This window comes from Streptomyces sp. NPDC003247 (assembly GCF_042888135.1).
In the GTDB taxonomy this organism is placed as follows: domain Bacteria; phylum Actinomycetota; class Actinomycetes; order Streptomycetales; family Streptomycetaceae; genus Streptomyces.
In genome coordinates this window covers 20,274-44,235 of record NZ_JBIAPF010000023.1, presented here as the reverse complement: position 1 = coordinate 44,235, position 23,962 = coordinate 20,274, and the positions used below count along the sequence as shown (strand labels likewise).

The window sequence follows — 23,962 nt, the reverse complement described above, 5'->3', positions numbered from 1 at the left end:
AGGGCACCGCACGAGAACGTGCACAGGCCTCGGACACGGCCACCTGCGGCCTCCCTTGGACGCATTGAATGTGGATAGACGTTCACATACGATCTGTCGCGCGTCAATGCGTTCGGTCGCACTGAAAGGTGAACCTCCAGATGAGAGCAGGACGCCAGGACCTTCTCAGGAAAACCGGAGCACTCATATGTATAGACGTGATCACTTTTCATCTCCTACCCTCGTCCTCAGCGCGTGGACGGGAGTGATGTGGTGAGCGGGCTGCGTGAACTCGCGGGCAAGGTCGCCGTGGTAACCGGCGGCGCCTCCGGCATCGGCCGGGGCATCGCGGAGCACCTGCGCGACGTGGGCATGCGCGTAGTCATCTCCGACATCGAGCAGGAGTCACTGCGGCGCACCTGCGACGAACTCGGGATCGAGGGCGTCCGTGCCGACGTGACCAAGGAAGCGGACGTCCATGCCTTGGCCGACGCGGTCGTGGAACGCCACGGAGCCGTGCACCTGGCCGTCAACAACGCCGGCGTGGGGTCCATGGGCCGTATCGCCGGCCTCCGGGTCGCCGACTGGCGCTGGATGATCGACGTCAACCTGTTCGGGGTGATCCACGGGATCACCGCGTTCCTGCCGCTGCTGAAGGCGAATCCGGATGGCGGCCACATGGTGAACACGGCTTCGATGTCCGGGCTCGACGCGAACCCCGGCATGGGCGCCTACACCGCCTCGAAGTTCGCGGTCGTGGGGCTGACGGAGGTCCTCGCCAAGGAACTCGCCGAGGAGGGTTCACGGGTCGGGGCCACAGTGCTGTGCCCCGGTCCCGTCAAGAGCAACATCAAGAACAGCCTGCGTACCCGGCCGGGAGGCGAGCGCGGGGGCCTGTTCGACGTGGACGCCGCTGTGGAGGGACCGCTCGCGGCGATGCGCTGGCTGGAGCCGGTCGAGGTCGGACGGCTCGTGGAGCACGCCGTACGTTCCGGTGACCTTTACGCCGTGACGCATCCGGAACTGTGGTTGATGGTCGCCCAGCGCCACGCGGGCATCGAGAGGGCGTTCCGCTCCGGCGGGACGGACTGAGAGACATGGTGGTTCGCCCGATCCGGCGGGCGGACCACCACGGCGCCGCCCCCGGGAACGTGCCCCGCGCACGTGGCCCGACGCTCGTCCTCGCGGACGCGGACCTGTCCGCCGGCCCGGGCGCGGTGCACGCCGGGCCGTCCGCGGCGGCTCACCCGGCCGCCCTCACATCCGGCCGAGCAGCGCCAGCTGCGTCGCCCGTACGTATTCGTCGGTGGCGTCGTCCCAGGTGAGTTCGGCCGCAGACTCGAGGTTGGGACCGTTGACCACTCGGTGAAGGCAGCCCGAGTACACCATCCGGTGAGCGAAGTCGAGCGCGCGTTCGGTGTCGGTGCGGGTGAAGGAACCGCGGTAGGGCCACAAGGCTTCCCGGAACATCCGGGCCCCGGCCTGGCTCGCCCGGGAGCCGATCTCCATCACCCGCAGCTCGCGCAGGCCGAGCACCGCGAAGACCCTCAGCAATGCCTCGTTGGACCGCACCGTGTCCATGATCGCCCTGACGGCGACATCGACCGCCTCCTGGGGGCTCGCCTCGGGCGGCAGCGCCCGCCTGCGCATCCGGTCGCGGATCTCTTCGGTGACTCCGCGCGTGAACTCCTCCTCCAGCTCACGCAGCAGTCCCTCCTTGTCCCCGAACCGGCGGTAGACGGTCCCTGAGGCGACACCCGCGCGCTTGCTCACCGCGGCCACGGTCAGCGCCTCGGCACCCTCCGAGGCGAGGATCTCGAATCCGGCGTCGAGCAGCCGGCGGTGTGTCCGCCTGCTCCGCGCCTGCTGGGCCCCGGGAACCGTACGAACATCAGTCACCGCCTCAGGATAGGCGACCCGCCCGGCCCGCCCGCCCGGCCCGCCCGGCCCTCCCGCCAGGCCGGCCCTCCCGCCAGGCCGGCCCGCCCGCCCGGCGGCGGACCGGCCGCCCACCCGCGGACGCCGGCGAACTCCCCTGACCTGCGCACCGCGGCGGCACCATGACCAGCGTCGGGGGGGGGGGGGGCCCCCCCGGCGGGGGGCCCCCCCCCCCCCCCCCCCGGGGAGGCCCCCCCCCCCCCCCGGCGCGCGGGGGGGGGGGCGCCAAGGCGCCCCCCCCCAAAAGGGGGGCCGCCCCGGCCCCCCCCCCGCGCACGCCGGCCACCCCCCCGCCCCGCCCCCCGGCGCCGCCGCCGGGCCCCCCGGGGGGGGGGGCGCCCCCCCCGGGGGGGGCCCCCCCCCCGACGCTCACGATGTCGCTGCCGCCAGATCCAGTGCGATGTCCGTGATCATGTCCTCCTGGCCGCCGACCATCTTGCGGCGACCGACCTCCACCAGGATCGAGCGGGTGTCCAGGCCGTACCGCTTCGCCGCGGTCTCCGCGTGCCGCAGGAAGCTGGAATAGACGCCCGCGTACCCGAGGGTCAGCGTCTCGCGGTCGACCCGCACCTCGCGGTCCTGGAGCGGGCGGGCCAGGTCGTCGGCCGCGTCCATCAGCGGGAACAGGTCGCAGCCGTGCTTCCAGCCGTGCAGGGCGGCGACCGCGACGAACGCCTCCAGCGGGCAGTTGCCCGCGCCCGCGCCCTGACCGGCGGGGGAGGCGTCGACCCGGACCGCGCCGCTCTCCACCGCGACCACCGAGTTGGCCACCCCGAGGGCCAGGTTGTGGTGGGCGTGGATGCCCATCTCGGTCGCCGGGTCGAGGATGTCCCGGTACGCCCGGAAACGCTCGCGCACGCCGTCCATGGTGAGCCGGCCTCCGGAGTCGGTGACGTACGCGCACTGGGCGCCGTACGACTCCATCAGCTTGGCCTGGCGGGCCAGTTCGGCCGGCTCGGCCATGTGGGACATCATCAGGAACCCGGCGACGTCCATGCCCAGCTCGCGGGCGGCGGCGATGTGCTGGGCGGCGATGTCCGCCTCGGTGCAGTGGGTGGCGACCCGCACCGAGCGGATCCCGAGGCGGTGGGCCTGGCGCAGGTCGTGCAGGGTGCCGATGCCGGGCAGGGTCAGCGTGGTCGGGATCGCGGTGCGGGCCGCGTCGGCGACCGCCTCGATCCACTCCCAGTCGGTGTGCGCGCCCACACCGCAGGTGATGGACGAGCCGGACAGGCCGTCGCCGTGGGCGATCCCGATCGCGGCCACCCCGGCGGCGTCCAGCGCGCCGGCGATCGTCCGGGCCTGCTCGACGGTGTAGCGGTGGCGGACGGCGTGCATGCCGTCCCGCAGTGTCACGTCCTGCACATGGATCTGCGTGGTCACTTGGCCGCCACCTCCGGGGAGCGGTGGGCCGCGACGCGCTCGGCGGTGCGCAGCGCGGCGGAGGTCATGATGTCGAGGTTGCCCGCGTAGGCGGGGAGGTAGTGGGCGGCGCCTTCGACTTCGAGGAAGACGGACACCTTCCAGGCCTTGCCGGTGCGGTCGTCCCCGGGCAGCAGGGCGCGCAGCGGGTCGTCGTCGGCGACCTCGTCGAACTGCGGGTCCTGCTTCAGGCGGCAGCCGGGCACGTACGCCTGGACCTTCCGCTCCATCTCCCCAACCGCCCGGTCCACCTTGGCGGTGTCGCAGTCGGAGACCAGGCAGTGGACGGTGTCCCGCATGATCAGCGGGGGCTCGGCCGGGTAGAGGACGATGATCGCCTTGCCCTTGGCGGCGCCGCCGACCTTCTCGATCGCGGCGGAGGTGGTCTCGGTGAACTCGTCGATGTTGGCCCGGGTGCCAGGGCCGGCCGAGCGGGAGGAGATAGAGGCGACGATCTCGCCGTAGTGCACCGGGGTGACGGAACTGACGGCGGCGACCATGGGAATGGTGGCCTGGCCGCCGCAGGTGACCATGTTGACGTTGGGCGCGCCGAGGTGCTCGTCGCCGTTGACCGGCGGCACCACGTGGGGGCCGATCGCCGCCGGAGCGAGGTCCACCAGGACGCGGCCGAGCGGGCGCAGCACCTCCTCGTGGCGCTTGTGGGCGCCGGCCGAGGCGGCGTCGAAGACGATCTCGACCTCGGCGAATTCCGGCATCCGGACCAGTCCGTCGATGCCCTCATGGGTGGTGGCGACCTTGAGGCGGCGAGCCCGGGCGAGTCCGTCCGAGGCGGGATCGATCCCGGCCATGGCGACGATCTCCAGGGTCTCCGACAGCCGCAGCACCTTGATCATGAGGTCGGTGCCGATGTTGCCGGAGCCGATGACGGCGACCTTGGTGGTCACAGGGCGACTCCTTCGCGTTCCTGGGAAACGGTGTCTTCAGGGGCGAACCGGACGCGAACCGAGCCGAGTCCGGAGATACGGGCCTCGAACCGGTCGCCTGGCGCGGCCGGCACCATCGGTCCGAGGGCGCCGGTGAGAATCACGTCACCCGCCTTCACCGGGTCGTCCGCGGTGACCAGGGAGTCGGCCAGCCACACGGCCGCGTTGAGCGGCCCGTCGAGACAGTCGGCGCCGGCGCCTGACGACACCTTCTGCTCGCCGCGCAGCAGCGTCATGGTCACCGCGCGCAGGTCGACGGCGGTCAGGGGCACCGGAGCGCCCCCGAGCACGAAAAGGCCGGTGGAGGCGTTGTCGGCAACCGTGTCGGTGATGCTGATGGCCCAGTCGGCGATCCGGCTGTCGACGATCTCCAGCGCGGGCAGCGCGAACGCGGTGGCGCGGATGATGTCGGCGACGTTCGGCTCGGGCACGTCGAGGTCGGCGCCGAGGATCAGGGCGACCTCCGCCTCCACCTTCGGCTGGAGCAGCCGGCCGGCCGGGACCACGCCGCCGTCGGGCACTGCCATATCGGACAGCAGCGCGCCGAAGTCGGGCTGGCCGACCCCCAGCCGGGCCTGGACGGCGGGTGAGGTCAGGCCGATCTTGCGCCCGACCACGCGGCGGCCGGCAGCCAGCTTGCGCCGGACGTTGAGGCGCTGCACGGCGTCCGCGCCGGCGATGTCGTCCGCGGCCAACCGGTCACGCACCGGCGGCACCGGTTTGCCGGAGCGCACGGCCTCGGCCAGCAGATCGGCAATCTCGCGGACCACCGCGTCGGAACTCATGGCGGACAACCTCCATGGGCAAGGGGATTCGACTGGTGTCATCGGAAAGGGCCTGCGGCTGGTGACGCGGCCGCTGCTGGTGACTTCGGGCGGGAGGACCGGGCGGTCACCCGGCGGGATACCGGCGTCGGGGAACGCGGCGGCGTTTCGTCTGATGCCGCAGGTAGAGGGCCTGCGGCGACCCGGCGCCAAAGGTCTTTCCGTCACATGGGCATCTCGGCGAGATCGGCCGGAGCCGACACCGGCTCCCGCTTCGAGTAGGGCACCCTGTCACGGATGGCCGGCGCGTAGTCCTCGTGGAGCAGCGGACCGATCACCCGGTCCCGCTGCCACACCAAGCCGCTGACCACACACAGGGCGAAGGCCTCGACCCAGGTCCGGGCAGTGGTGGACAGCGAAACCGGTTCCCGCTCCTCTTCGTAGCGCAGCTCCTCACCCCTGGTGAGCGTCTCGCCGACGAGAGGCAGGGGGACGTCCCAGTCCCCGCCAGGGAAGCAGCCCAGCACCAGCTCCCCGAGGGCGCACTCCGCCGCGGTGAGCAAGACCCTGCGCGGAACACCGAGGGCAGGGTCCTCCAGGGTGCGGGCGGCCGCAAAATCGAGTAGGTCGCCAAGCATCTCCCGCAGGCCCACGCGCAGCGGCCGCCCACTGAGCCTCTGCCACCTTGAAGTTGCTGGTCAAAGGGCTGGTATGACCGGTTCTCGGGGTGCTCTCGCTGGTCGTGGGCGACTGTCTGCGCAGTAGATCGTCCGTCAGCGGGTTGGTTGCCGGTTTTCCGGTGCGCGAGTCTGTAGCCCGAGTTGTTCGACGTACGATGCCGGGATGCACGCAGACAGCCCTCGGGAGATTCACGCCCTCCTCCTCAATGGCACTGTCGGCGTGGGCAAGACAACCGTTGCCGAGGCCGTGGGCGACCTTCTCACCGACGCCGGTGTCCCTCATGCCGTCTTCGATCTCGACTGGCTGCGCAAGTCGTGGCCTGCGCCTCCCGGTGACCGGTTCAACTTCGGCATGCTCCTGCGGAACCTACGGAGCGTCACCGGTCACTCCCTCGAAGCCGGAGCGACGCGCCTCGTCCTCGCTGGTGTAATTGAGGACCAGGACGAGCGGAAACTGCTGGCCGATGCCGTAGGTGCTGAACTCACGGTCTGCCGGCTCCGGGCTGAGCTTCCGATCATCCACCAGCGACTGGCCCAGCGCCACGGCAGCGAGCCCGAAGTCCTGCAGTGGCACCTGAACCGGTCCGGTGAACTGGACGGAATCCTCAGCCGGTCCGCAGTCGATGACTTCACCGTCGATGCCGGCACAGGCTCCGTCACTGACGTCGCCGTATCCGTGCTCAGGGCAGCAGGCTGGGGGTGATCATCGGGTCAAAGAGCTGGCGTGACCGCTTTCCGGGGCGCTCACGCTGGTCGTGGTGGGAGTCTGCGGAGAAGACCGGCGCCCACGAACTTTCGCGCCCCCGCTGTGTTCCGCCGGTCTTCGGTCTCCGGCCTCCTCGCCCGGTTGAATGGTGTTCGCAAACGTTGGCAAGCGACGCGTCCAATGAACCCGTGCAATCCGGGGGTTCGCGGCGGTCCGACGCATGGTCGGCCTGTTGCCTGTCTACGCCCTTGACCGTTTTCACGTTGGCGACGCAGGCGTAGGGGTCCTGTATCTGGCTCAAGGACTCGGTGCCGTACTCGGTCCTTTCCTCGGCCGACGCCTTGTCGCTGGGTCGATGCGCCGGAGACTGCACGCAGCCGGAGCCGCCCTGGCGCTCTTCGGGGTCGGCTATCTTGCCCTGGCCCAGGTCACAGCCTTCGGTCACGGCATGGCCGCAGCGCTGATCGGCCACATCGGAGTGGGCGCGTGCGCCATCCTCGCCGTCAACGGCCTTCAGCTCGCGACACCCGACCACATCCGCGGCCGTGTCATGGTCCTCGTCTTCGGTCTCTCCTCCGCCTTCCAAGGTGTGTCGTCTCTCGCGGTGGCACCTCTGGCAGCGTCCATCGGCATGCCCGACACCACCCGGCTTCTGGCGGGGCTCGCCCTTGTCTACGCGGCCATCTGGACGATCGGTGTAACACGCATGGGGAAGGCGCGAGCCCTGAACCGGCGGCGGTGCACTGGCTCCTCCTCCTGCTGTGTCGCGCGACGGCGTGGCTCCCACGGCTGTCCAGATGAAGCACCGTGAACACGGCCGGCACCTGGGGCGGCGGGTCCAGGGACGAACGTCTCGACGCGTTCCCGAGCAGCCCGCACAGGGGCAGCTCGCCTTCTCGATCACCGAGTCGTCGCGGGAGCCGGACGCCCTCTTCTGACGCCGAGTGTCTCGGTCCAGGTCGGACCTGTTGCCCTGACAGGTCCGACCGGAGCTGAAATGGCCCGCGGTGGTTGGGCAGAGCTACGACGGCCGAGTCGACGCGTCGGTCCGTCACGGGCGTGAACGCGGTCTGTCCCAGGGCGGGTTAGGGTCTTTACGCTCTGCTCATGTCGACGCAGAAGCCGGGCAGGAAGCACCGGACGCCGCAGAAGCGGGCCCCACGTCACCCCTCGGTACCGCGCCCGCGTGAGGCGGCCGGGGTTCTGCCTGGTGGAGGGTTGCCCCTGCGCGGCAGCCTGGATCAGACGGCGACGCTGCTGCAGCACGCGAAGCCGGACCAGCTGGTGGAACTGGTGCTGCCGTACCTGTGGGCGGCCCTCGCTGACGGCCGGGTCCCGGCGAACGTGTGTGTGGACGCGTGCCTGACGCTGCGGAACGCCTACGGTCAGCTCGGGGTGCGGGCGGAACTCCTGGCGGTCGATCTGGCAGTTCAGCCCAAGGCCGGGGGCGGCACCCCGTTACGGATCGCTCACGCCGAGCTGGACCGGGACCGTGTGGAACGGGCACTGCGTGCTGGTGCTGCCTGACTCCGAGCGGTTCGTGGACGCCACCGTGGAGCAGTTCGACGAGGTCCGTGAGGTCGGTGCCGGGCCGATGATCGGCAAGGTGGCCATGTCGACCAACGACGACAGCCCGATGGTGGAGCCGGGAGGACAGGTGATGCTCCAGCGCGGCGACCTGGTGCTCACGTACACCATCGCCGGGCCGGACGCGGTGGCCTCCGTCGTGGAGCACCCGGAGTCGGTGGCCCACACCGACGGTCACCACCGCACCGGCGTGAACGTGGCCTCCTTCACCCTGGTCGTCCTGCGCGGCGAGGGTGTGCGCGGCCGGGCAATGCAGGCCCCCCACCCGAGGCTGCGGGCTCTGCTGCGGGCTGTCGGAGACGCCCCGTACGAGGCCGACGAGGCCGGGGACGTGAGGTTCCGCCTGGCCCGGGCGCGGGCAGCGGCGGGCGGCTGGACCTGGCCGCGTCGTCGGCCAGCAGCCGGGGCGAAGCCGGCCCGCTGCTCCTCGCCGGCCGACCCGTCACGGTCCCCGGCAGGCCCCGCGGACGGCTCAGACGGCCGGGCGCCCCTGGAGCCCCGGCGCGTCCCGTCGTGGACAGACCCGGACGGGGCGCGCACGGCCAGCTTGTGCGCCCTGTCCGGCCGCCCCGCCCGGCCGTAGCGTCATCACGAGGCTGCAGTGGCTCGGAGCGGCGTCCAAGGCGAAGGGGCCGGTGTGAAGCGACGAAGTGTGCTGACGGCGGGAGTTGCCCTGGGAGCCGGCGTCTTCGCCGGGCCGACAGCGGCGTGGGCGGCCCCGGCACCGTGGCTGTCCGCCGGCGACGTCGCCGCGGCCCGCCGGCTGTTCACCGCCGGCTCCTACACGCGGCTCGACCAGGTGCTGCCGCTGCTCCTGGCCGCCGCCGCACACAGCACGGAGCAGAGCCCGGCCGGCGCCGCCCGAGCCGCCGACGTGTGGGTGCTCGCCTCCCAGCTCGCCGTCAAGCAAGACCGCACCGAGGCAGCCGGCGACTACGCGAAGCAGGCCGGCACCGCAGCCCGCCGCTCAGGCGATCCCGTGGTGCTCGCCGCCGCGGCCCGCGCGGCCGCCACCCCACTGCGCCGCACCGGCCGCACCGGCGAGGCCCTGCACCTGCTCCAAGAGGCGCGCACCCACCTGACGGCCGGCCCCCGGCCCACCGCCGCCGAGCTGGACGCGGCGGGCATGGCGGCGCTCACCGCCGCCTACACCGCCGCCCAGGCCCACCGGCCCGACCTCGCCCACGACTTCGCGGCCCAGGCCGAGCAGACAGCCGCCCGCCTCGCCCGCCACCCGCACACCACCGGCCGTCCCCCGGAGCTGACCGCTGACCAGTGCGCCCTCTACCGGATCGGGATCCACCGCCACCTCGGCGACATCGACACCGCCCTCGCCCACGCCCGCCGGCTGCGCCCCGCCCAGATGCCCACCGCCGAGCGCCGCGCCCGCGCCGCCACCGACACCGCCCGCGCCCTCCTCGACGCCGGTGATACAGCTGGCGCCTTCGCCCAGCTGCGCCTCATCGAGCTCGCCGCTCCTCTGGAGGTCCGCAGGCCCTCGGTGCGCGCGCTGACCGCACGGGTCGTCGGCCTCAGGCCCGATCTGCCGGGCCTGTGCGACTACGCGCACCGCACCGTCGTGCACCCCATCTGATCTGTGTAAATCCAGACTGGGACCGCCCGGGCCGGTACGGCTTCGCAGTGCCGCACCAGCACCGTGCCGCTGTGCGGCCGTCGTACCCCACCGCTTCGCAGTGCCGCACCAGCACCGTGCCGCTGTGCGGCCGCCCACCGCTTCGCAGTGCCGCACCAGCACCGTGCCGCTGTGCGGCCGTCGTACCCCACCGCCAGTTCCTGGCCAGCCTGCTGGCGATGTCGTCCGGGCCACGCCGACGTGTGTTGCCGGGGCGGGGGCAACACGCGGCGGGGCTTCAACAGCCGTGCCGCCAGGGGCGGGACCTCGGCGGCGATTGGCCATGACGGGCGCCTGCGGGACGGTTTGTCGGGCGGAAGACGTCTGGTCATCCCATCGTGGACATGCCCAGCCAGCTGTGGATCTGTTCGCGCAGATGGCGTCCCGGTGCTGTGTCGGCGAAGGGCTCCGCTTCGTCGTGGAGTTCGACGAGCCGGTCGGCGACGCGCCGGGACTGGACGGTTCCCAGCAGGTGAAGGCAGCGCGTGGTCTCTTCGGCCGCGCCGTCCACCGCGCCGCCGGCGAGGTGGGTGCGGGCCAGCCCGAGGTGGTCGAAAGCCGTGCTGCGCTTGCGGTGCTCGGGGCGGCCGGCCAGGGCGACTGTCACGAGGTCCGCGGAGCGGCGGACGTGACGGGTGCGGGCCGCGCCGTCGACGTGTTTGGCGGCGATCTGGTGGGCCATGCCGAGGGTGGCCTGCAGTTCGGGGAGGTCGAAGAACGCCATGTGGGGGTCTTCGTTCCCCTGGTCGACGCATTCGAAGGCGTCGATGGCCCGTCCGGCTGCGGCGTCGCTGTCGGCGACGCGGCCCATGATTGCCTGGAATCGGGCCTCCAGCGCGGCGAGCATGGACGTGGCGGCGGGGGAGAGCCGGCGGCGCGCGCCGTACTGGGCGAGCGCGACCAGGTCGAGGGCGTCTTCGACGTGGCCGAGGTGGGACATCTGGCGGGCCATGCACTGCAGGATGTGGGCGCCGATCCGCTTGTCGTCGCCTTCGGCCGCGGCGTGGAGGGCACAGACGAAGGTGCGCTGCGCGCTGGTGTGGCGTCCGGCGTCGAAGGTCATCCAGCCTGCGACGCTTCCCAGGTCGGCGGCGGCCGAGAACAGGGCCCGGCCGACGTCCTCGGTGTAGGTGCTGGTCTTCAGCAGGGACAGGACGGCGTCGGTCTGGGCGAGGACGGCGGAGCGGGACAGGACGCCGCCGTGCTGGTTGTCGAGGTCGCGGAACGCACTGGTGATCTGCCGGATGCCCTCCACATCGGACATACCGACACGGCGGCCGCGCCGCGGCGTGGGGCCGGCGGAGTCCTCCGGCCGGGCCAGAGCCCATTCCTGCAGCGGGCTCAACAGGTCGTGGCCGGTGTGGACGTCGGCGGCGTCGGGGCCGGTCCGTGTGTCGGGCAGCATCATTTCACTCCGGATGATCTGGCTGAGTGCGGCAAGGGCACCGGTGCGGGTCCACGGGGTGCGCACGCCGACCTGCCCGGCTTCACCGGGCAGTCCGACATCGGCACAGGTGAGGTCCATGCCGGTCTCGGCGCTGAGTACCTCCACGATCAGGCGCGGCACGGGCTCGCGCGGGACGGCACCCTTGAGCCAGGCCCGGACCCCGGACCCGGCTCTCGTCGGTGGCCAGCCCGGTGACGCCCTGTGCGGCGCCGCGCTCGGTGACCAGGCGGGCCAGACGGTTGTTGGACAGGCCGCAGCGGCTCATCCAGTGCGCCAGCAGGGTGTTGGGCTGCTGATGGAGCGGAGGCCTGCCCATCGGTGCTCCTGAACTGCCACGGCCACAGGGGCCTACCAGGGTATGGCGGCACCCCCAACTCGCCCAGGGCATGCGGTAATTCACCGTAAAGCACCGGTGGAGCGCCGCGTGCGCACCGGCATGCGCCCGGTCCCCGCCGCGGCCGCAAGCACCGCCGTACACCGGCCGGCACCGGATACCGCCCCCGCCTCCGAACGTGTGTGCTGTAAGTGCGCCGGACGGGCCGGCGAGAACGAAAGCGGAGGACACGATGCAGCAGCACGAGATGTCCGACAGCCTCATGCCGGTTCTGCACATGCAGGACATCGACGCGGTGACCCTCGGCCGCGACCAGGAGGGATACCGCGAGGGCGCGGTGGAGTGGGTCAGGGTCTGACCTCCTCTTTTTCCCCTCTGCTTCTCACGGGGAGCACAGCACCACCGGCCGCGCCGCCCGGCGAGGCCGGCCCATCAGCCAGGAAGGCACGTCCCATGCAGCACACCGTGAACACCCAGACCACGCCCGAGCTGCCGGTGCTGGCGTCGGCCGACGCCTTCGAGGTCACCCTCGGCCGGCAGGCCTTCAACGACTCGGACGGCTCGCCCGCCCGGTCACTCACGACCTGCGGCATCCCTGGGAGAAGCCGGCCGCACCGCACCGGCTCACACCCGCCCGGGTCCGGCGGACGTTTCGGAACCTCCGCCAGCACATGCCCTGCCCCGCCAGGGCACCGAAACCCCACCGGCCCGGCCCCGGGCGACCGCCTGGCACCCCGAACAGACACCGAGCACCCCGCTACCACGTGGGCAAAACCGTCCGGCGCGAGAAGACACTTATCGCCCTACAACGGTTGAAAAGTTAAAGAACAAGGTGAGTAGGTGTTTTTCAACTTCCCGTTCATGATCAGTGGAAGCGCCATCCACTAGAGTGGTGCCTGGGCCGTGACTGGCGCTGAGGTGGAGCACCACCGGGGAGCGGTCTGACGAATCGGTCGATGCCGTGCGCCTGGGCGAGTGGTCAGCGACGCCTGGAGGCGACCATGTCCCAGACACAGACAGCCCTGCTTATGGACGGTGTTGGCGTTGCCCGACGCATCGTCGAGGAGACAGCAGGCAAGGCGGCAGAGCTTGCGCGGCGTGTCGGCGTGACGCCGTGCCTGGCAACGGTGCTGGTGGGTGAAGATCCGGCTTCGGTGACGTACGTACGGATGAAGCGGGCGCGTTGCGCGAAGGCGGGCATCGAGTCCCGGCTTGTCAGCCTGCCGGCCACCACTACAACGGCTGAGCTGGTGGAGACGCTCCAGTCTCTCTCACGGGACGCGAGGGTGCACGGCATCTTGCTTCAGCACCCCGTAGGCCCCCACATCGATGAGCGGGCAGCGTTCGAGGCCATCGCGCCGGAGAAAGACGTCGACGGGGTCACGATGAGCTCCTTCGGAGCGATGAGCTTCGGGCTGCCTGGTTTCGCATCGTGCACCCCGGGCGGGATCATGCGGCTCCTGGACGAGTACGACGTCGATCTCGCAGGTCAGCATGCCGTTGTCGTGGGTCGAAGCGCGATCCTCGGCAAGCCCGTCGGAATGCTCCTGCTCGCCCGGGATGCCACGGTCACCTACTGCCACTCCCGTACGACTGATCTGGCCGCGATCGTGCGGGAAGCAGACGTTGTTGTGGCGGCCGTGGGACGGCCTCGGCTTATTCGAGGCGAAGACGTCAAGCCGGGGGCCGTCGTGATCGACGCCGGATACAACCCCGGCAACGTCGGCGACGTCGACTTCGACACCGCCCGCACTCGCGCCCGCTTGATCACACCAGTCCCTGGTGGGGTCGGGCCCATGACCATCGCAGTCCTGCTGGCTCAGACGGTCGACGCGGCATCCATCCAGCTCGGGCTGGCCAGCCCTGAGCAGGTATTTTCTTCTTCGAGCTGACGAGGCCGAACTGTCCCCGGCGGTCCGGATGCCGGAGTGTGCCGATGGCCGCGTGGATAGGCTGTTCGGGTGATCGAGACTGAACGGCTTTTCCTGCGCCCTCTTCGGGTTGAGGATGTCGACGCGTTCGTTGCGCTCCATGCCGATGAGCGGGTGAACCGGTTCGTCGGCGCCTACTCACACCAGCAGGCGTTGGACCGGCTGGCCTCAGTCGAGCAGCAGTGGGCCGAACGGGGGCATGGGCTGTGTGCTGTCGAGCTGAAGTCCAGCGGTGAGTTCATCGGCCGGGTGGGGTTGAACTACTGGGAGAACTTCCGTGAGGTGGAACTCGGCTGGACTCTCAAGGCCGAGGCATGGGGCCACGGCTATGCGACCGAGGCAGCCCGCGCTTGTCTGGACTGGGGGTTCGCGACCTTGAACGAGCCCTACTTCATCTCCTTGATCCGTCCCGGGAACACCGCCTCGGTGCGCGTGGCGGAACGGCTCGGCTTTGCCTCTCTGCGTGAGGACAAGCTCTTCGGGAATCCGGTCACGGTGTACTCGGTGGACAAGTCGACCTCACTGTGAAGCACGGAAGTCTGCGGTTCTCGCAGGTCAACGTGGCTTCTTCGCCCACTGGCTCGTGCGGGGACTTTTGCGGGTGAGGCGTCGGGTCATCATGGTGATGAGTGCCCAGGGGACTTCCACCAAGGCCGGGAAGTTAGCGTTTTCGCAGGTCATGCAAGCACGTTGAGGGGTCGAGGCGAAAGCACAACGGAGCTCGTTGGTACAGGCAGTCGACCAAGACAGCTTGTACGTGAGGAGCTCCTTTGCGGGTTCATTTTGCCCGGCCGTCCGCGCTTACGGCCATCACCCGTACGGTGACCGTAGCGGCGGGCCGGTTCGCGCCGGGCCATCTGGGAGAGCTGACCGCCGTGGTGCCGTTCGAGCTGGTGGACGCGGTGCTGGCGGAGACGCGGACGGTGCAGCGGCGGCTGCGTGATCTGCCGTCACGGGTCGGGAGGTACTTCCTGCTCGTAAGGTGCCTGTTCCCCGAGGGGGGCTACCGGCTGGTCTGGGACAAGCTCACCGGCGGTCTGGCCGGGATGCCGGTGGCCTCGCCGAGCGCGAAGGCCCTGCGGGACCTTCGTCGGCGGCTGGGGGCCGCGCCAGTACGGTCGCTGTTCGAGGTGCCCGCCGGTCCGCTGGCCCGCCGACCACGCCGGGGGTGCGCTTCGGCGCCTACCGGACGGTGTCCTTCGACGGCTGTAGGTCGCTGCGGGTACCCGATTCGCCCCGCAACCGAGCCTGGCTCGGGCGGACAGCCCATCACGGATATCCCACGCTGGAGCTGATGACGCTGGTCGGGGCAGGGACAAGGTCCCTGATCGGCGTAGTCTTCGGCCCCACCGACGAGGGCGAGACCGCCTACGCCTGCCGACTGCTGCACCTGCTGAGGCCCGACATGCTGGTGCTGTGGGACAAGGGCTTGGACGCCAACGCCTTCCTCGCACAGGCAACCGCGACCGGCGCGAAGGTCCTGGGCCGACTGCGCAGCAACCGGCGCACCCCGGTCCTGGCCCGTCTCGACGACGGCTCCTACCTGTCGGTGATCGGCACCGTCAGCGTCCGGGTCATCGATGCCGAGGTCACGGTGACCTGCGCCGACGGCACCGCCTTTACCGGCTTCTACCGGCTTGTACTGCTGACGTACGGCGACGCGGTCGGTGTCGGCGGCCGCCACCTTCTCCAGCGCCCCGGTCAGGTCGGCCCACCAGGAGTCCAGCAGCCGGAGGTCGCGCTGGAGGACCGGGTCGTCGGACACGGCCGGCTGGTCGACGCGGGCGGACAGTTCCGCCCGGTAGGCGGTGCCGTCGTCGAAGGCGCATCACCCACGGACCTGGCCGCGTTGGCGGCGGCTCCGTAGCGGGCACGGGTGGAGCCGTTGTTGCCCATGTCCCAGGCCAGCCATCCGGCGAGGCCGGCCGCTCTCGCCACGTCCGGCCCGCGGGCGAGGGCGACGGAGTCCTCGGTGAAGCCGTCCGCGGCATCACCGGCCTGCGCCGCGACCCCGGGGAAGCCGTCCGGGCGGCCCAGGTCGCCGGCGAAGCCACGGCCGATACCAGCACCTGGGACCCCCGTGTCTCCACCCGCCTGTCCCACATCCCGGCCTTCGGCGACTGCACCCTCGTACAGCTCAACGCCCACGGCTTGGAGATCCGGAAGCGGACCGAGCGGGGCACAGCCGGATCAGGGCCGACGCCGGACGCCGTGGCAAGGGCAGCGGTTACGTTGGCTCACCACAGGTGTTCTGGGCCCTGGCCAGCACCCCGGACGCCCAGCACTTCGCGGAACTGGCCGAAGCCGCCGCGACCCCGCCCCTCCTCGTCTCCGACCCCAGCACAACCACAGCGCCGGCATCTTCGGCGTCTGGACGCCCGTCGACCGTTCGACCCCGGCACGGAAAGTCCTGGAGGATCGGCTGGAGTTCGTGCAGAGGCACCACCGGGAACAGGTCGACCAGCGCTCCTGGTACGGCTTCTGGGACTACGGCGACATCATGCACAGCTACGACCGGGACCGGCACGTCTGGAAGTACGACGTCGGCGGCTACGCGTGGGACAACTCGCCGGGTGATGGAGCTGCCCGACCCGGCAGCCACCGAGCCCCGGGCGGTCGGCGTGGACGACTTCGCACTGCGGCGTGGCCACGTCTACGGCACCATGGTGATCGACTCCGAGACCCACCAAGTCCTCGACCTGCTACCTGAACGTGACGCAGCCACCCTCGCCCCATGGCTCGCGGCCCACCCCGGAATCGAGGTCGTCTGCCGCGACCGCGCTGGCGCCTACGCCGAAGCAGCCGCCACCGCCGCACCCCAGGCTCTGCAGGTCGCCGACCGCTTCCACCTCTGGCAGAACATCACCACAGCGGTCGAGAAGACCGTGGCCGCTCACCGCTCCTGCCTGCGCGAACTCCCGCCGGCTGCCCCCGAGCCAGAGCCCGAGCGGGAGACGCCGGCCGAGGCGGCCCCCACCCAGGACGATCAGGGCGAGGATCCGACGGGCAAGTTCGCCGAACGGGCCCGCCGTCCACCATGCCCTCGTCCACGACCTCCTCGCCCAGGGCATGGGCATTCGTCAAACCCGGAACGGTTCAGTGCGTGCCGCCCCTCCTTCTGCGTCTCCCGGGGATCAGCCGTCGGCGCGGGTCGTCACGCGCCTCAGCCGTACGGCCATGTACTCGCGACCGGGGAGGCTCACCCTGACCCGTCCCTCCGCCACGCCCGGCTGAGTCTGGACGGTCATGTTCCAGGTGTCGATGACATCGACGTTCCACTGCGAGTCCTGCGGGAGCTGGATCCAGCGGAAGGTGGAGCAGCCGAGGCCGAGGTAGATGATGCGGTGGTCCTCGTCGCCGCCGCACGCGACGTCCCAGGGGGCGGAGGGCAGGGCCTCGATCCGGCCGCTGGGCACCTCGGCGGTGATGCGGGCCAGGAAGCCGATGCGCTCGGCCGATTCGCCGCGCAGCACCCCGCCCTTCGCCCACCAGAGGACTTCGTCCTTGTCGTCGTACGTCTCGCCGTGGTTGACGTAGCCACCGCGCACGGCGCCCTCCCAGCACCGGCGCACGAGTTCGCGCGCGCTCAGGTTGCCCCAGATCGCGTCGATGTCGCCTTCGTAGCCGCACTCGTCGATGACGACCGGCTTGCCGTACCTCTCCCGCCACTGGGTGGTGTTCTCCGCGGTGCGGTAGACGTCGACCCTCTGGATGCTGCAGTGCGTGATCCAGGGACGGGTGTGGTCGTAGAACTCCACCCCGTTGTGGATGGAGGTGAGGTGACCGACGTGGTCCTCCCGGCCGATGATCTCCGCGATCCGCTCCCAGTCGTCCTCCGTCTTGTGAGGCAGGAAGTCGTACTCGTTGGCCAGGGCCCACCACACGTTCCGGTGGGCCGCCAGACGTCGCACCACGTACTGCACGAGGAGGTCGTCCGCCCAGGCCGGCATCGTGGAGAAGCCCCACCGGTCGTAGGAGTGGAAGAGGATCAGATCCGCCTGCACTCCGATGTGCTGGAGCTGCTCGATGCGCCGCTCCAGGTGCTGGAAGAACGCGGGGTCGAACCGGCTGAAGTCGAACGTTCCGCCGGGGTCCCGCACGTACGGGAACAGTGACGGCTCATTGGAGTTGAAGAAGTACGACTTGGGGAACAGGCACATCCGGATCTTGGTGAACGGTGCGTCGGCCAGTGTGCGCAGCGTGGCTTCCTGCAGTTCCGGCGTCTGGTGGGTCCAGGCGTACGCCGTCGTACCGAGCGGGAGGTACGGGGTCCCGTCCTGGTAGGCGAAGTGATACGTGTCTTCCACGAGAACGTTGCCCCGGTTGTCCGCCGACGGGGCGAGAACCTCCACCGACCCGGTCAGCCCGTCCAGGGAGCGGGCGTTGGACCGGGTCTCGAACGTCCACGTGCCGGTGCCGGAAGGCTGGAACCGGATGCGGTAGGTTCCCCCGCCGTCGTAGAAACCACCGACCCGTACCTCCTCCGCGCCCGGACGCCGGAACACCGCGTCCAGCTCCACCTCGGCGAAGGGGTTGCCGTGGCTGGGTCCTTCCACCACCACCTCGGCGATTCCCCATCGCTCCGCGCCGGACACGCCGGTCACCTTCGCCGACGCCCGGGGGACGTCGGAGGTCTCGTAGTCCGCGCCGGGCCCGCGCGGGGCCTGCTGGGGAACGCGCACCGGCGGGCTCGAAGGCAGCGCTGCGAGGTCCCGCCACAACTCCTCCAGGGAGGCGGGGGCCTCCCCCAGAGGAGTGTTGAAGGTCAGCATCTTCCCCAGGGGGACGAACGGGAAGATCGTGAAGTCAGGCGTTTCGAGGATGCCCGGAATGTGACGCTGCAGAACTGCTGCGGCGTCCTCCGCGGCCAGCAGATCGGCCAGTGAGGTGTCGGGGCCGAAAGGCATCGCTTTCTCCTGTCAATGTGTATTGCGTTTGCGAGTGGGGGGAACGAACAGGGAGCGTCGGCCGGTCGGCAGGCAATGTCTGCGTCGCCACCTCGGAACCGGTGGCCGGGGCTGGCTGTGCAGGCGTCTGCGCGCCGGTCAGCCGCTCAGAAGATCTCGTGCCACCTCGACGTCCGTGATCAGTACGTTGATCCATCCGCCCCGCGCCGCGCCCTGGATCGCCGTCGCCTTGTCCCTGCCGCCGGCCACTCCGATACGGCGTTCCACCGTACGCAGCAGATCGGGCTCGATGCCGATGAGGCGGTCGTTGAAGGGTGCGTCGACGGGACTTCCGTCGGCGTCGAAGTACCGGGCGCAGACGTCGCCCACCGCGCCGAGTTCCTCGAGCTGCCGCTGGTCCTCGGCGGTGATGGCGTTGCCCGAGCGGCGCAGCAACGGTGAGGGGTCGAGGCCGCCGATGCCCAGGAGAGTCAGGGTGAGACGGGACCACGCCTGGATGACCTCGGCCATCGCCGGCTCCCGCGACAGCAGGTCGCGCAGTTCCCGGCTGCCGACCAGGGCCGCGGAAGGGGCGAACACCGGGCGCGCTCCCGTGAGCTCCGCGAGCCGGCTGGTCAGGCGGGTGGCGTGCAGCTGTACCTCCGGGCTCCCTGAGCCGCCGACCAACTGCACGACTTCGTGCGCCACGGACGACGTCTTGGCCCGCATGACCTTGACCGATTCGAGCAGCGTCGCGCTCCAGGAGGAGACACCGATGACGTCCCCTCCCTTGAGGGTGGCGTCGAGGTAGGTGGCGGTCGCCGCGGCGAGTGCGGGGATGACGTCGATGCCCGCGCCCTCCACCTCGACCACGACGGCGTCCCGCAGGCCGTACCGCTCTACGAGGGCTTCCTCGAGTTCGGCGTGGACGCCCTCGGGGGAGACGACCACCGTGCGGATCACTCCGCGGTCGACCGCTTCCTTCAGCAGACGGGACACCCGAGGCTGGGACATGCTGAGATGTGCCGCTATCTCGGGCTGGCGTGCCCCGCGTTCGTGATACATGCGGGCCACCTTGACCAGCAACCGCATATGGTCAGGGCTGGGAGTGGACGTCGCTGCCGCCACCGTGTCTCCATCCTTGTTGCTTCCGGCTTCCACCGGGCGATGTGTCCGCGTGGTGGAACACCGTATCGCCGGGACCGGTCGGTCCCTGGCCACGGGTCATGCGTGCCCCCGGTCTCCTGACGTGCTGGGTCCTTCGGGTGAGCCGAGGTCGCGGGCGGCGCCGAGCCGCTGGTGCCAGCGCGCGACCGTGCTGCTCCGCCGCGCGTCGTCCCAGCCGGGGGTGAAGGCCTGAAGGTCGCTGTCGGCGCGCTCCTCCAGTTCGTCGGCCGTCCACAGGCCGAGCCCGAGTCCCGCCAGGTGCGCGGCTCCCGCGGCGGACAGCTCGTGGTGCCGGGTGCGGGCCACACAGACGTCGGAGACGTCGGCCTGGAACTGCATGAGTGTGTCACTGCGGCTCAGGCCGCCGTCGGCGACGACCTGCCGCAGACCGGGCAGGGCGGCGAGGACGTCGCCCACCTGGAACGCCACCGATTCCAGCGCGGCGCGAGCCAGTTGGGCGCGTCCGCTGCCCAGGGTGAACCCGGCGAGGACGGGCACGGCCCGGGCATCCCACCAGGGCGCTCCGATCCCGCCGAAGGCCGGCACCAGCGTCACGTCACCCGCGTCCGTGCCGGCCGCGAGCCCGATGAGCTCTTCCGGCTCGGCGCCGAGCAGCTCTGCCAGCCAGGTGAGGGTGCGTCCGGCGGAACGGATGTTGGCCTCATGGGCGTAGACCGGCCGGTCGGTGGACCAGGCGATCGTGCTGCAGACGTGTTCGGCCGGTTCGGGCGTGTCCGCGACGGTCATGACGGAGGAGCCGGTGCCGTAGGTGACTTTCACCGTTCCCGGCCGCCAGCCGGCATGGGCGAACAGTGCGGCGTGCGAGTCACCCATCACTGCCAGCACCGGGGTGCCGTCGACCAGTGGCTCCAGGCCCTTCAGCGTCCCGAACGGCCCGGTGGAGGGGACGACCCGGCCGAGTGCCGCCCGTGGGACGTCGAACAGGTCGAGCAGTTCGTCGTCCCAGTCGCCTGTGGCGAGAGCGAGCAGCTGAGTACGGGAGGCGTTGCCGGCCTCGGTGACCTGCTCTCCGGTGAGCGCGCGCAGGAGGTACGCGTCCACGGTGCCCAGGCGCAGGGCGCCGACCCTGCCGCGCGTACGGGAGGGGTCGTGCCGGTCGAGGAGGGCGGCCATCTTCAGGGCGGAGAACATGGGGTCGAGCGGGAGGCCCGTACGACGACGGATCTCCCGGTCAGCCCCCGTTCCGGTGATGCGGGCCGCACGTTCCGTGCCGCGCTGGTCCTGCCAGCTGACCAGAGGTGCGACGGGCCGCCCGGTCACCTCGTCCCACAGGACGACCGATTCGCGCTGGGTGCTCAGGGCCACACCGGCCACGGTGCGCGGATCGGTGTCCTTCATACAGTCGGCGACGGCGGTGCGCACACTGTCGAGCAGCGCCAGCGCGTCCTGCTCCACCAGGCCGGGGCCCGGATGGAACTGGCGCAGGGGTGCGTCGGCCCGGGAGACGACGTCACCTGCGGCGTCCAGGAGCAGCGCCTTGGTGGAGCTGGTGCCCTGGTCGATGGCGAGAACGTGCGGTTTCATCACACCCGTCCCAGGACCTCGCGTGCGGCGCCGGCGATGCCGTCGGCGGTCAGGCCGAAGTGGTCGAGCAGGAAGGACGCGCTGCCGGTCGGGGCGAAAGCGGGCACGCCCAGCATGCGCAGCGCGACGGGGTGGTTCTCGGCGACGACCTTGGCCACAGCCGCCCCCAGACCGCCGGAGAGCAGTCCCTCCTCCGCGGTGACGATGGCCCCGGTCTCCCTGGCGGCGGCCACGACGGCAGCCGTGTCGAGCGGCTCGACGAAGGTCATGTTGAGCACGCGAGCGGAGATGCCCTCCCGGCCGAGCAGGCCGGCGGCGTCCAGCGCGCGGGAGACCATCGTGCCGACCGCGATCAGGGTGACGTCGGTGCCCTCGGCGAGACGTACGGCCCGGCCGGCTTCGAACGGCGCGTCGTCGGGAGTGACGGCGGGCACCTTGAACCGGGGCACGCGGATGTAGGTCGGCTTGCCTGACGCGGCGGCCCAGCGCACCGCGCTGCGGGTCTGCGCCGGATCCGCCGGCACGATGATCTCCAGACCCGGCACGGCGCGCATCCAGGACAGGTCCTCGATGGAGTGGTGGGTGGGGCCCAGCTCCCCGTAGGCCATGCCGGGACTCTGGCCGCACAGGACGACATGCCGGTAGCTGTAGGCGACGTCGGCCTTGATCTGTTCCAGGGCGCGTCCGGTGAGGAACGGCGCGGCGGCGGACGTGAAAGGGATGAAGCCGGCGTTGGCGAGACCGGCCGCCACACCGACCATGTCCTGCTCCGCGATGCCGACGTTGATCAGCCGGTCGGGGAACTCCTCGCGGAACTTCACCAGGTTGCTGGACCCCACCGAGTCGTTGCACACGGCCACGATCCGCTGGTCGGCGCGGGCCAGCGCGGCCAGCTCGTCGGCGAAGTCCACCCGGCAGTCGAACGTGGGAGCCTGTACAGCTGTGGTGCTCATCGGCTCAGCTCCTCGAGTGCGAGACGTACCTGTTCATCGGTGGGCACCTTGTGGTGCCACTCGACGCGGTCCTCTATGAAGGACACGCCCTTGCCCTTGACGGTATTGGCGATTACCGCGACAGGACGTCCCGTGGTCGACGGCCCGTACGCCTCCTTGATCGCCCGGTGGTCGTGTCCGTCGATGACACGGACCTCCCAGCCGAAGCTCGCCCACTTCGCGTCCAGTGGCTCCAGGGACTTGGTGTCCTCCGTGCGGGCGCCCTGCTGGAGCCGGTTGCGGTCCACGACGGCCGTCAGGTTGGTCAGACCGTTGTGGGCGGCCGTCATGGCGGCCTCCCAGTTACTGCCTTCCTGTATCTCTCCGTCACCGAGCACGACGATGGTCCGCCAGGTCTCACCGCGCAGTTTCGCTCCCAGCGCGCAACCGGTGGCCACGGGGAAGCCGTGGCCGAGCGGGCCGGTGTTGGTCTCCACACCCGGCACCTTGAGCCGGGCGGGGTGGCCGTTGAGCGGCGACAGGGGGGCCATGAACTCGCTCAGCCGGGACCGCGGGAAGAACCCGCAGGAGGCCAGCGTCGAGTACAGGGCCGCGGCGCAGTGCCCCTTGCTGAGGACGAACCGGTCGCGCTGGGGATGGCCCGGATCGCCGGGGTGCAGGCGCAAGGTCCCCCACAGGGCCGTGACCAGCAGGTCGGTGACGGACAGGTCACCGCCCACATGGCCCATGCCGGCCGACTGGATGGTGGTGAGGATGTCACGGCGGATGCGGGTCGAGATCTCGGCCAGCTCCGCGGCGGCCTCGGCGGGTGATGCCGCGCGCAGCCACGCGCTGCGCTGGTGGTAGACCCGGGCAGCGGCCTCATCGGCTCGCAGCGGCACGGTGGTCTCCAGGATGGTGGTCACTCGGATTCACTTTCTGCGAGGGCGCGGAACAGCGCCCGCTTCGCGAGGCGTTGCGCCCCGAGGGCGTCCTGCGCCGACTGGGCCGCGGCCAGCTCCTCGCGGTCGAGGTAGGCCAGCGCCCGGTGGAAGGCGCGCATGGTGCGGATGCCGGTGCGGGCCGCCTCGACCGGATCCTCGCGGAAGGGGAACTGGTCGAGCTGCCAGACCCCCTGCCAGCCGGCGTCCTGCAGGGCGAAGAAGAACTCGAAGGTCTCCAGCAGGTGCACCGAGCCGACGACCATGTCGTCGTCCCAGCCGCGGAAGTTGTCGTTGACGTCGATCGCGAACAGCTTGTCGCGAGCGATCGCCAACCGGGCGGCCTCGGCGGGAGTCTCGCCGCCGTACAGGGAGTGGCCGAAGTCCAGCAGGACACCGACGTTCTCCACGCCCATGTCCTGAATCGCGAGCAGGGTGCGCGCCACGGACGAGAACACCATCCGGTTGCGCGGCTCACGCGGCTTGTACTCGATCGCGAACTTCAGATCGGGGAAGGACTGCGCCAGCTCCCGCAGCGCGTCCACCGACTTCGTCCACAGGTCGGTGTAGTCGGCCTGGAAGGGGTAATCGTAGCCGTCCTGCCCGGGCCAGATCTTGACGTACTCGACGCCGAGCTCGCGGCCGACCTCGGCCGAAGCCGCGACCAGGTCGATGGCCTGCCGACGCACCGCGGGATCGGGGTTGGTGAAGCCGCCCTTGGCGAACTTGCCAGTGTAGAACTCCGGCGTCACGGCGATGGCCCGCAGGTTCTGCTCGGCCAGCGCGTCACGCACCTCGGCGGTGCTGATGCCGCGGGGCGGGAACGGCCAGTTCAGGTCCAGGACCGACAGGTCACCCACTTCGCCGGCCAGTTTGATGGCGTCCAGGACGGTGCGCGGCTCGCCGTAGCCGTCCGTAGCGTAACGGTCGACGTAGGTCGCGAAGTGCCAGACCCCGGCCCCGAAGACCGGCTCCCCCTCCGAGGAATTCTGAATGTCTATGCGAGGCTGAGTGGACATGCAGCCAAATTATGAACAGAAGCAAGCCGTGTCAACCCCTGACGTGCGAAGACGAGCATCCCCAGGGCGTTCGTGGATCATTGCCCGCGCCACCACGACGGCCGCGC

General features: G+C 70.6%; 25 protein-coding genes, 3 pseudogenes and 1 riboswitch. Of the genes and pseudogenes, 15 read left to right on the top strand and 13 right to left on the bottom strand.

Annotated features, from left to right (window positions below):
* The first annotated feature begins 252 nt into the window (after positions 1 to 252).
* Entirely contained in the window at positions 253 to 1,071 is an 819-nt protein-coding gene (locus ACFYWQ_RS42075; protein ID WP_389525685.1) for an SDR family NAD(P)-dependent oxidoreductase, read from the top strand.
* Between the two features lie 165 nt (positions 1,072 to 1,236).
* Here ACFYWQ_RS42075 and ACFYWQ_RS42070 read toward each other — a convergent pair whose 3' ends face one another.
* The 5 genes from ACFYWQ_RS42070 to ACFYWQ_RS42050 all read right to left on the bottom strand — a co-directional run bounded on the left by ACFYWQ_RS42070 (position 1,237) and on the right by ACFYWQ_RS42050 (position 5,685).
* Positions 1,237 to 1,878: a TetR/AcrR family transcriptional regulator gene (locus tag ACFYWQ_RS42070; RefSeq protein WP_389525682.1), complete on the bottom strand. Its 642-nt coding sequence runs from the start codon at positions 1,876 to 1,878 to the stop codon at positions 1,237 to 1,239.
* A 408-nt stretch (positions 1,879 to 2,286) separates the two neighbouring features.
* Positions 2,287 to 3,255: a 4-hydroxy-2-oxovalerate aldolase gene (gene dmpG, locus ACFYWQ_RS42065; protein ID WP_389525728.1), complete on the bottom strand. Its 969-nt coding sequence runs from the start codon at positions 3,253 to 3,255 to the stop codon at positions 2,287 to 2,289.
* A gap of 41 nt (positions 3,256 to 3,296) precedes the next feature.
* The gene (locus ACFYWQ_RS42060; RefSeq protein ID WP_389525680.1) at positions 3,297 to 4,244 is read right to left on the bottom strand and encodes an acetaldehyde dehydrogenase (acetylating); all 948 of its coding nucleotides are present in this window, start codon (positions 4,242 to 4,244) and stop codon (positions 3,297 to 3,299) included.
* On the bottom strand, positions 4,241 to 5,068 hold the full coding sequence (locus tag ACFYWQ_RS42055) for a 2-keto-4-pentenoate hydratase (RefSeq protein ID WP_389525677.1): 828 nt from the start codon (positions 5,066 to 5,068) through the stop codon (positions 4,241 to 4,243). Before ACFYWQ_RS42055 ends, ACFYWQ_RS42060 begins: the two co-directional genes overlap by 4 nt.
* A gap of 203 nt (positions 5,069 to 5,271) precedes the next feature.
* Positions 5,272 to 5,685: a hypothetical protein gene (locus ACFYWQ_RS42050; protein ID WP_389525675.1), complete on the bottom strand. Its 414-nt coding sequence runs from the start codon at positions 5,683 to 5,685 to the stop codon at positions 5,272 to 5,274.
* Between the two features lie 205 nt (positions 5,686 to 5,890).
* Here ACFYWQ_RS42050 and ACFYWQ_RS42045 point away from each other — a divergent pair, with 205 nt between their 5' ends.
* Positions 5,891 to 6,430 (top strand): AAA family ATPase, encoded by a 540-nt coding sequence (locus tag ACFYWQ_RS42045; RefSeq protein ID WP_389525672.1) that lies wholly within the window; start codon positions 5,891 to 5,893, stop codon positions 6,428 to 6,430.
* Here the strand turns inward: ACFYWQ_RS42045 and ACFYWQ_RS42040 are convergent.
* Positions 6,408 to 7,019 (bottom strand): hypothetical protein, encoded by a 612-nt coding sequence (locus ACFYWQ_RS42040; RefSeq protein ID WP_389525669.1) that lies wholly within the window; start codon positions 7,017 to 7,019, stop codon positions 6,408 to 6,410. The genes ACFYWQ_RS42045 and ACFYWQ_RS42040 overlap by 23 nt on opposite strands.
* Positions 7,020 to 7,230: 211 nt before the next feature.
* Here ACFYWQ_RS42040 and ACFYWQ_RS42035 point away from each other — a divergent pair, with 211 nt between their 5' ends.
* From ACFYWQ_RS42035 to ACFYWQ_RS42020, 4 genes are all read left to right on the top strand, one after another.
* Positions 7,231 to 7,371: a hypothetical protein gene (locus ACFYWQ_RS42035; RefSeq protein ID WP_389525666.1), complete on the top strand. Its 141-nt coding sequence runs from the start codon at positions 7,231 to 7,233 to the stop codon at positions 7,369 to 7,371.
* Positions 7,372 to 7,540: 169 nt separating this feature from the next.
* Entirely contained in the window at positions 7,541 to 7,960 is a 420-nt protein-coding gene (locus ACFYWQ_RS42030; RefSeq protein WP_389525663.1) for a hypothetical protein, read from the top strand.
* Positions 7,944 to 8,603, top strand: coding sequence for a hypothetical protein (locus tag ACFYWQ_RS42025; protein ID WP_389525660.1), 660 nt, complete (start codon positions 7,944 to 7,946; stop codon positions 8,601 to 8,603). Before ACFYWQ_RS42030 ends, ACFYWQ_RS42025 begins: the two co-directional genes overlap by 17 nt.
* Before the next feature lie 54 nt (positions 8,604 to 8,657).
* On the top strand, positions 8,658 to 9,614 hold the full coding sequence (locus ACFYWQ_RS42020) for a transcriptional regulator (RefSeq protein ID WP_389525657.1): 957 nt from the start codon (positions 8,658 to 8,660) through the stop codon (positions 9,612 to 9,614).
* Between the two features lie 367 nt (positions 9,615 to 9,981).
* Here the strand turns inward: ACFYWQ_RS42020 and ACFYWQ_RS42015 are convergent, their stop codons facing one another.
* Positions 9,982 to 11,220, bottom strand: a complete 1,239-nt coding sequence (locus ACFYWQ_RS42015; RefSeq protein ID WP_389525654.1) for a transcriptional regulator — start codon at positions 11,218 to 11,220, stop codon at positions 9,982 to 9,984.
* Positions 11,221 to 11,666: 446 nt separating this feature from the next.
* Between ACFYWQ_RS42015 and ACFYWQ_RS42010 the strand changes: the two genes are divergently transcribed.
* From ACFYWQ_RS42010 to ACFYWQ_RS41970, 9 genes and pseudogenes are all read left to right on the top strand, one after another.
* The gene (locus tag ACFYWQ_RS42010; RefSeq protein ID WP_389525651.1) at positions 11,667 to 11,792 is read left to right on the top strand and encodes a hypothetical protein; all 126 of its coding nucleotides are present in this window, start codon (positions 11,667 to 11,669) and stop codon (positions 11,790 to 11,792) included.
* 199 nt (positions 11,793 to 11,991) lie between these two features.
* A pseudogene (locus ACFYWQ_RS42005) lies at positions 11,992 to 12,258 on the top strand (transposase); the annotation flags it as partial.
* Positions 12,259 to 12,327: 69 nt separating this feature from the next.
* Positions 12,328 to 12,414, top strand: a riboswitch (ZMP/ZTP riboswitch).
* A gap of 21 nt (positions 12,415 to 12,435) precedes the next feature.
* Positions 12,436 to 13,326: a bifunctional 5,10-methylenetetrahydrofolate dehydrogenase/5,10-methenyltetrahydrofolate cyclohydrolase gene (locus ACFYWQ_RS42000; RefSeq protein ID WP_389525649.1), complete on the top strand. Its 891-nt coding sequence runs from the start codon at positions 12,436 to 12,438 to the stop codon at positions 13,324 to 13,326.
* A gap of 69 nt (positions 13,327 to 13,395) precedes the next feature.
* Entirely contained in the window at positions 13,396 to 13,893 is a 498-nt protein-coding gene (locus ACFYWQ_RS41995) for a GNAT family N-acetyltransferase (RefSeq protein ID WP_389525646.1), read from the top strand.
* A gap of 293 nt (positions 13,894 to 14,186) precedes the next feature.
* Positions 14,187 to 14,660, top strand: a complete 474-nt coding sequence (locus ACFYWQ_RS41990; protein ID WP_389525643.1) for a transposase domain-containing protein — start codon at positions 14,187 to 14,189, stop codon at positions 14,658 to 14,660.
* Entirely contained in the window at positions 14,558 to 15,232 is a 675-nt protein-coding gene (locus ACFYWQ_RS41985; RefSeq protein ID WP_389525726.1) for a transposase, read from the top strand. Before ACFYWQ_RS41990 ends, ACFYWQ_RS41985 begins: the two co-directional genes overlap by 103 nt.
* Positions 15,193 to 15,492 (top strand): annotated as a pseudogene (locus ACFYWQ_RS41980) (Tat pathway signal sequence domain protein); the annotation flags it as partial. The gene ACFYWQ_RS41985 and the pseudogene ACFYWQ_RS41980, both read left to right, overlap by 40 nt.
* Positions 15,446 to 16,075 carry a hypothetical protein gene (locus ACFYWQ_RS41975; RefSeq protein WP_389525640.1) on the top strand — a complete coding sequence of 210 codons (630 nt, stop codon included), beginning with the start codon at positions 15,446 to 15,448 and terminating at the stop codon, positions 16,073 to 16,075. The pseudogene ACFYWQ_RS41980 and the gene ACFYWQ_RS41975, both read left to right, overlap by 47 nt.
* Positions 16,029 to 16,205 (top strand): annotated as a pseudogene (locus ACFYWQ_RS41970) (transposase); the annotation flags it as partial. The gene ACFYWQ_RS41975 and the pseudogene ACFYWQ_RS41970, both read left to right, overlap by 47 nt.
* A 294-nt stretch (positions 16,206 to 16,499) precedes the next feature.
* On the opposite strand, the gene ACFYWQ_RS41965 reads toward ACFYWQ_RS41970, so the two are convergent.
* The 6 genes from ACFYWQ_RS41965 to ACFYWQ_RS41940 form a co-directional block, all read right to left on the bottom strand.
* Positions 16,500 to 18,272, bottom strand: coding sequence for a DUF5605 domain-containing protein (locus tag ACFYWQ_RS41965; RefSeq protein ID WP_389525637.1), 1,773 nt, complete (start codon positions 18,270 to 18,272; stop codon positions 16,500 to 16,502).
* Between the two features lie 138 nt (positions 18,273 to 18,410).
* A complete protein-coding gene (locus tag ACFYWQ_RS41960) occupies positions 18,411 to 19,265 on the bottom strand; it encodes a sugar-binding transcriptional regulator (RefSeq protein WP_389525634.1) in 855 nt (284 codons plus the stop codon).
* A gap of 210 nt (positions 19,266 to 19,475) precedes the next feature.
* Entirely contained in the window at positions 19,476 to 20,963 is a 1,488-nt protein-coding gene (locus tag ACFYWQ_RS41955; RefSeq protein ID WP_389525631.1) for an FGGY family carbohydrate kinase, read from the bottom strand.
* The gene (locus tag ACFYWQ_RS41950; RefSeq protein ID WP_389525629.1) at positions 20,963 to 21,916 is read right to left on the bottom strand and encodes a transketolase family protein; all 954 of its coding nucleotides are present in this window, start codon (positions 21,914 to 21,916) and stop codon (positions 20,963 to 20,965) included. Before ACFYWQ_RS41950 ends, ACFYWQ_RS41955 begins: the two co-directional genes overlap by 1 nt.
* Entirely contained in the window at positions 21,913 to 22,821 is a 909-nt protein-coding gene (locus ACFYWQ_RS41945) for a transketolase (RefSeq protein WP_389525627.1), read from the bottom strand. The genes ACFYWQ_RS41950 and ACFYWQ_RS41945 overlap by 4 nt, the downstream gene beginning before the upstream one ends.
* On the bottom strand, positions 22,818 to 23,855 hold the full coding sequence (locus tag ACFYWQ_RS41940; protein ID WP_389525624.1) for a TIM barrel protein: 1,038 nt from the start codon (positions 23,853 to 23,855) through the stop codon (positions 22,818 to 22,820). The genes ACFYWQ_RS41945 and ACFYWQ_RS41940 overlap by 4 nt, the downstream gene beginning before the upstream one ends.
* Between the last annotated feature and the right edge of the window lie 107 nt (positions 23,856 to 23,962).

What these genes read in the sequence shown, in the direction of transcription:
- ACFYWQ_RS42045 (WP_389525672.1), top strand. Translation starts at nt 5,891, where the DNA reads ATGCACGCAGACAGCCCTCGGGAGATTCACGCCCTCCTCCTCAATGGC.
- ACFYWQ_RS42000 (WP_389525649.1), top strand. Translation starts at nt 12,436, where the DNA reads ATGTCCCAGACACAGACAGCCCTGCTTATGGACGGTGTTGGCGTTGCC.
- ACFYWQ_RS41940 (WP_389525624.1), bottom strand. Translation starts at nt 23,855, where the DNA reads ATGTCCACTCAGCCTCGCATAGACATTCAGAATTCCTCGGAGGGGGAG.
- ACFYWQ_RS42010 (WP_389525651.1), top strand. Translation starts at nt 11,667, where the DNA reads ATGCAGCAGCACGAGATGTCCGACAGCCTCATGCCGGTTCTGCACATG.
- ACFYWQ_RS41960 (WP_389525634.1), bottom strand. Translation starts at nt 19,265, where the DNA reads ATGTCCCAGCCTCGGGTGTCCCGTCTGCTGAAGGAAGCGGTCGACCGC.
- ACFYWQ_RS41950 (WP_389525629.1), bottom strand. Translation starts at nt 21,916, where the DNA reads ATGAGCACCACAGCTGTACAGGCTCCCACGTTCGACTGCCGGGTGGAC.
- ACFYWQ_RS41965 (WP_389525637.1), bottom strand. Translation starts at nt 18,272, where the DNA reads ATGCCTTTCGGCCCCGACACCTCACTGGCCGATCTGCTGGCCGCGGAG.
- ACFYWQ_RS42055 (WP_389525677.1), bottom strand. Translation starts at nt 5,068, where the DNA reads ATGAGTTCCGACGCGGTGGTCCGCGAGATTGCCGATCTGCTGGCCGAG.
- ACFYWQ_RS42050 (WP_389525675.1), bottom strand. Translation starts at nt 5,685, where the DNA reads ATGCTTGGCGACCTACTCGATTTTGCGGCCGCCCGCACCCTGGAGGAC.
- ACFYWQ_RS42030 (WP_389525663.1), top strand. Translation starts at nt 7,541, where the DNA reads ATGTCGACGCAGAAGCCGGGCAGGAAGCACCGGACGCCGCAGAAGCGG.
- ACFYWQ_RS42035 (WP_389525666.1), top strand. Translation starts at nt 7,231, where the DNA reads ATGAAGCACCGTGAACACGGCCGGCACCTGGGGCGGCGGGTCCAGGGA.
- ACFYWQ_RS41955 (WP_389525631.1), bottom strand. Translation starts at nt 20,963, where the DNA reads ATGAAACCGCACGTTCTCGCCATCGACCAGGGCACCAGCTCCACCAAG.
- dmpG (WP_389525728.1), bottom strand. Translation starts at nt 3,255, where the DNA reads ATGCACGCCGTCCGCCACCGCTACACCGTCGAGCAGGCCCGGACGATC.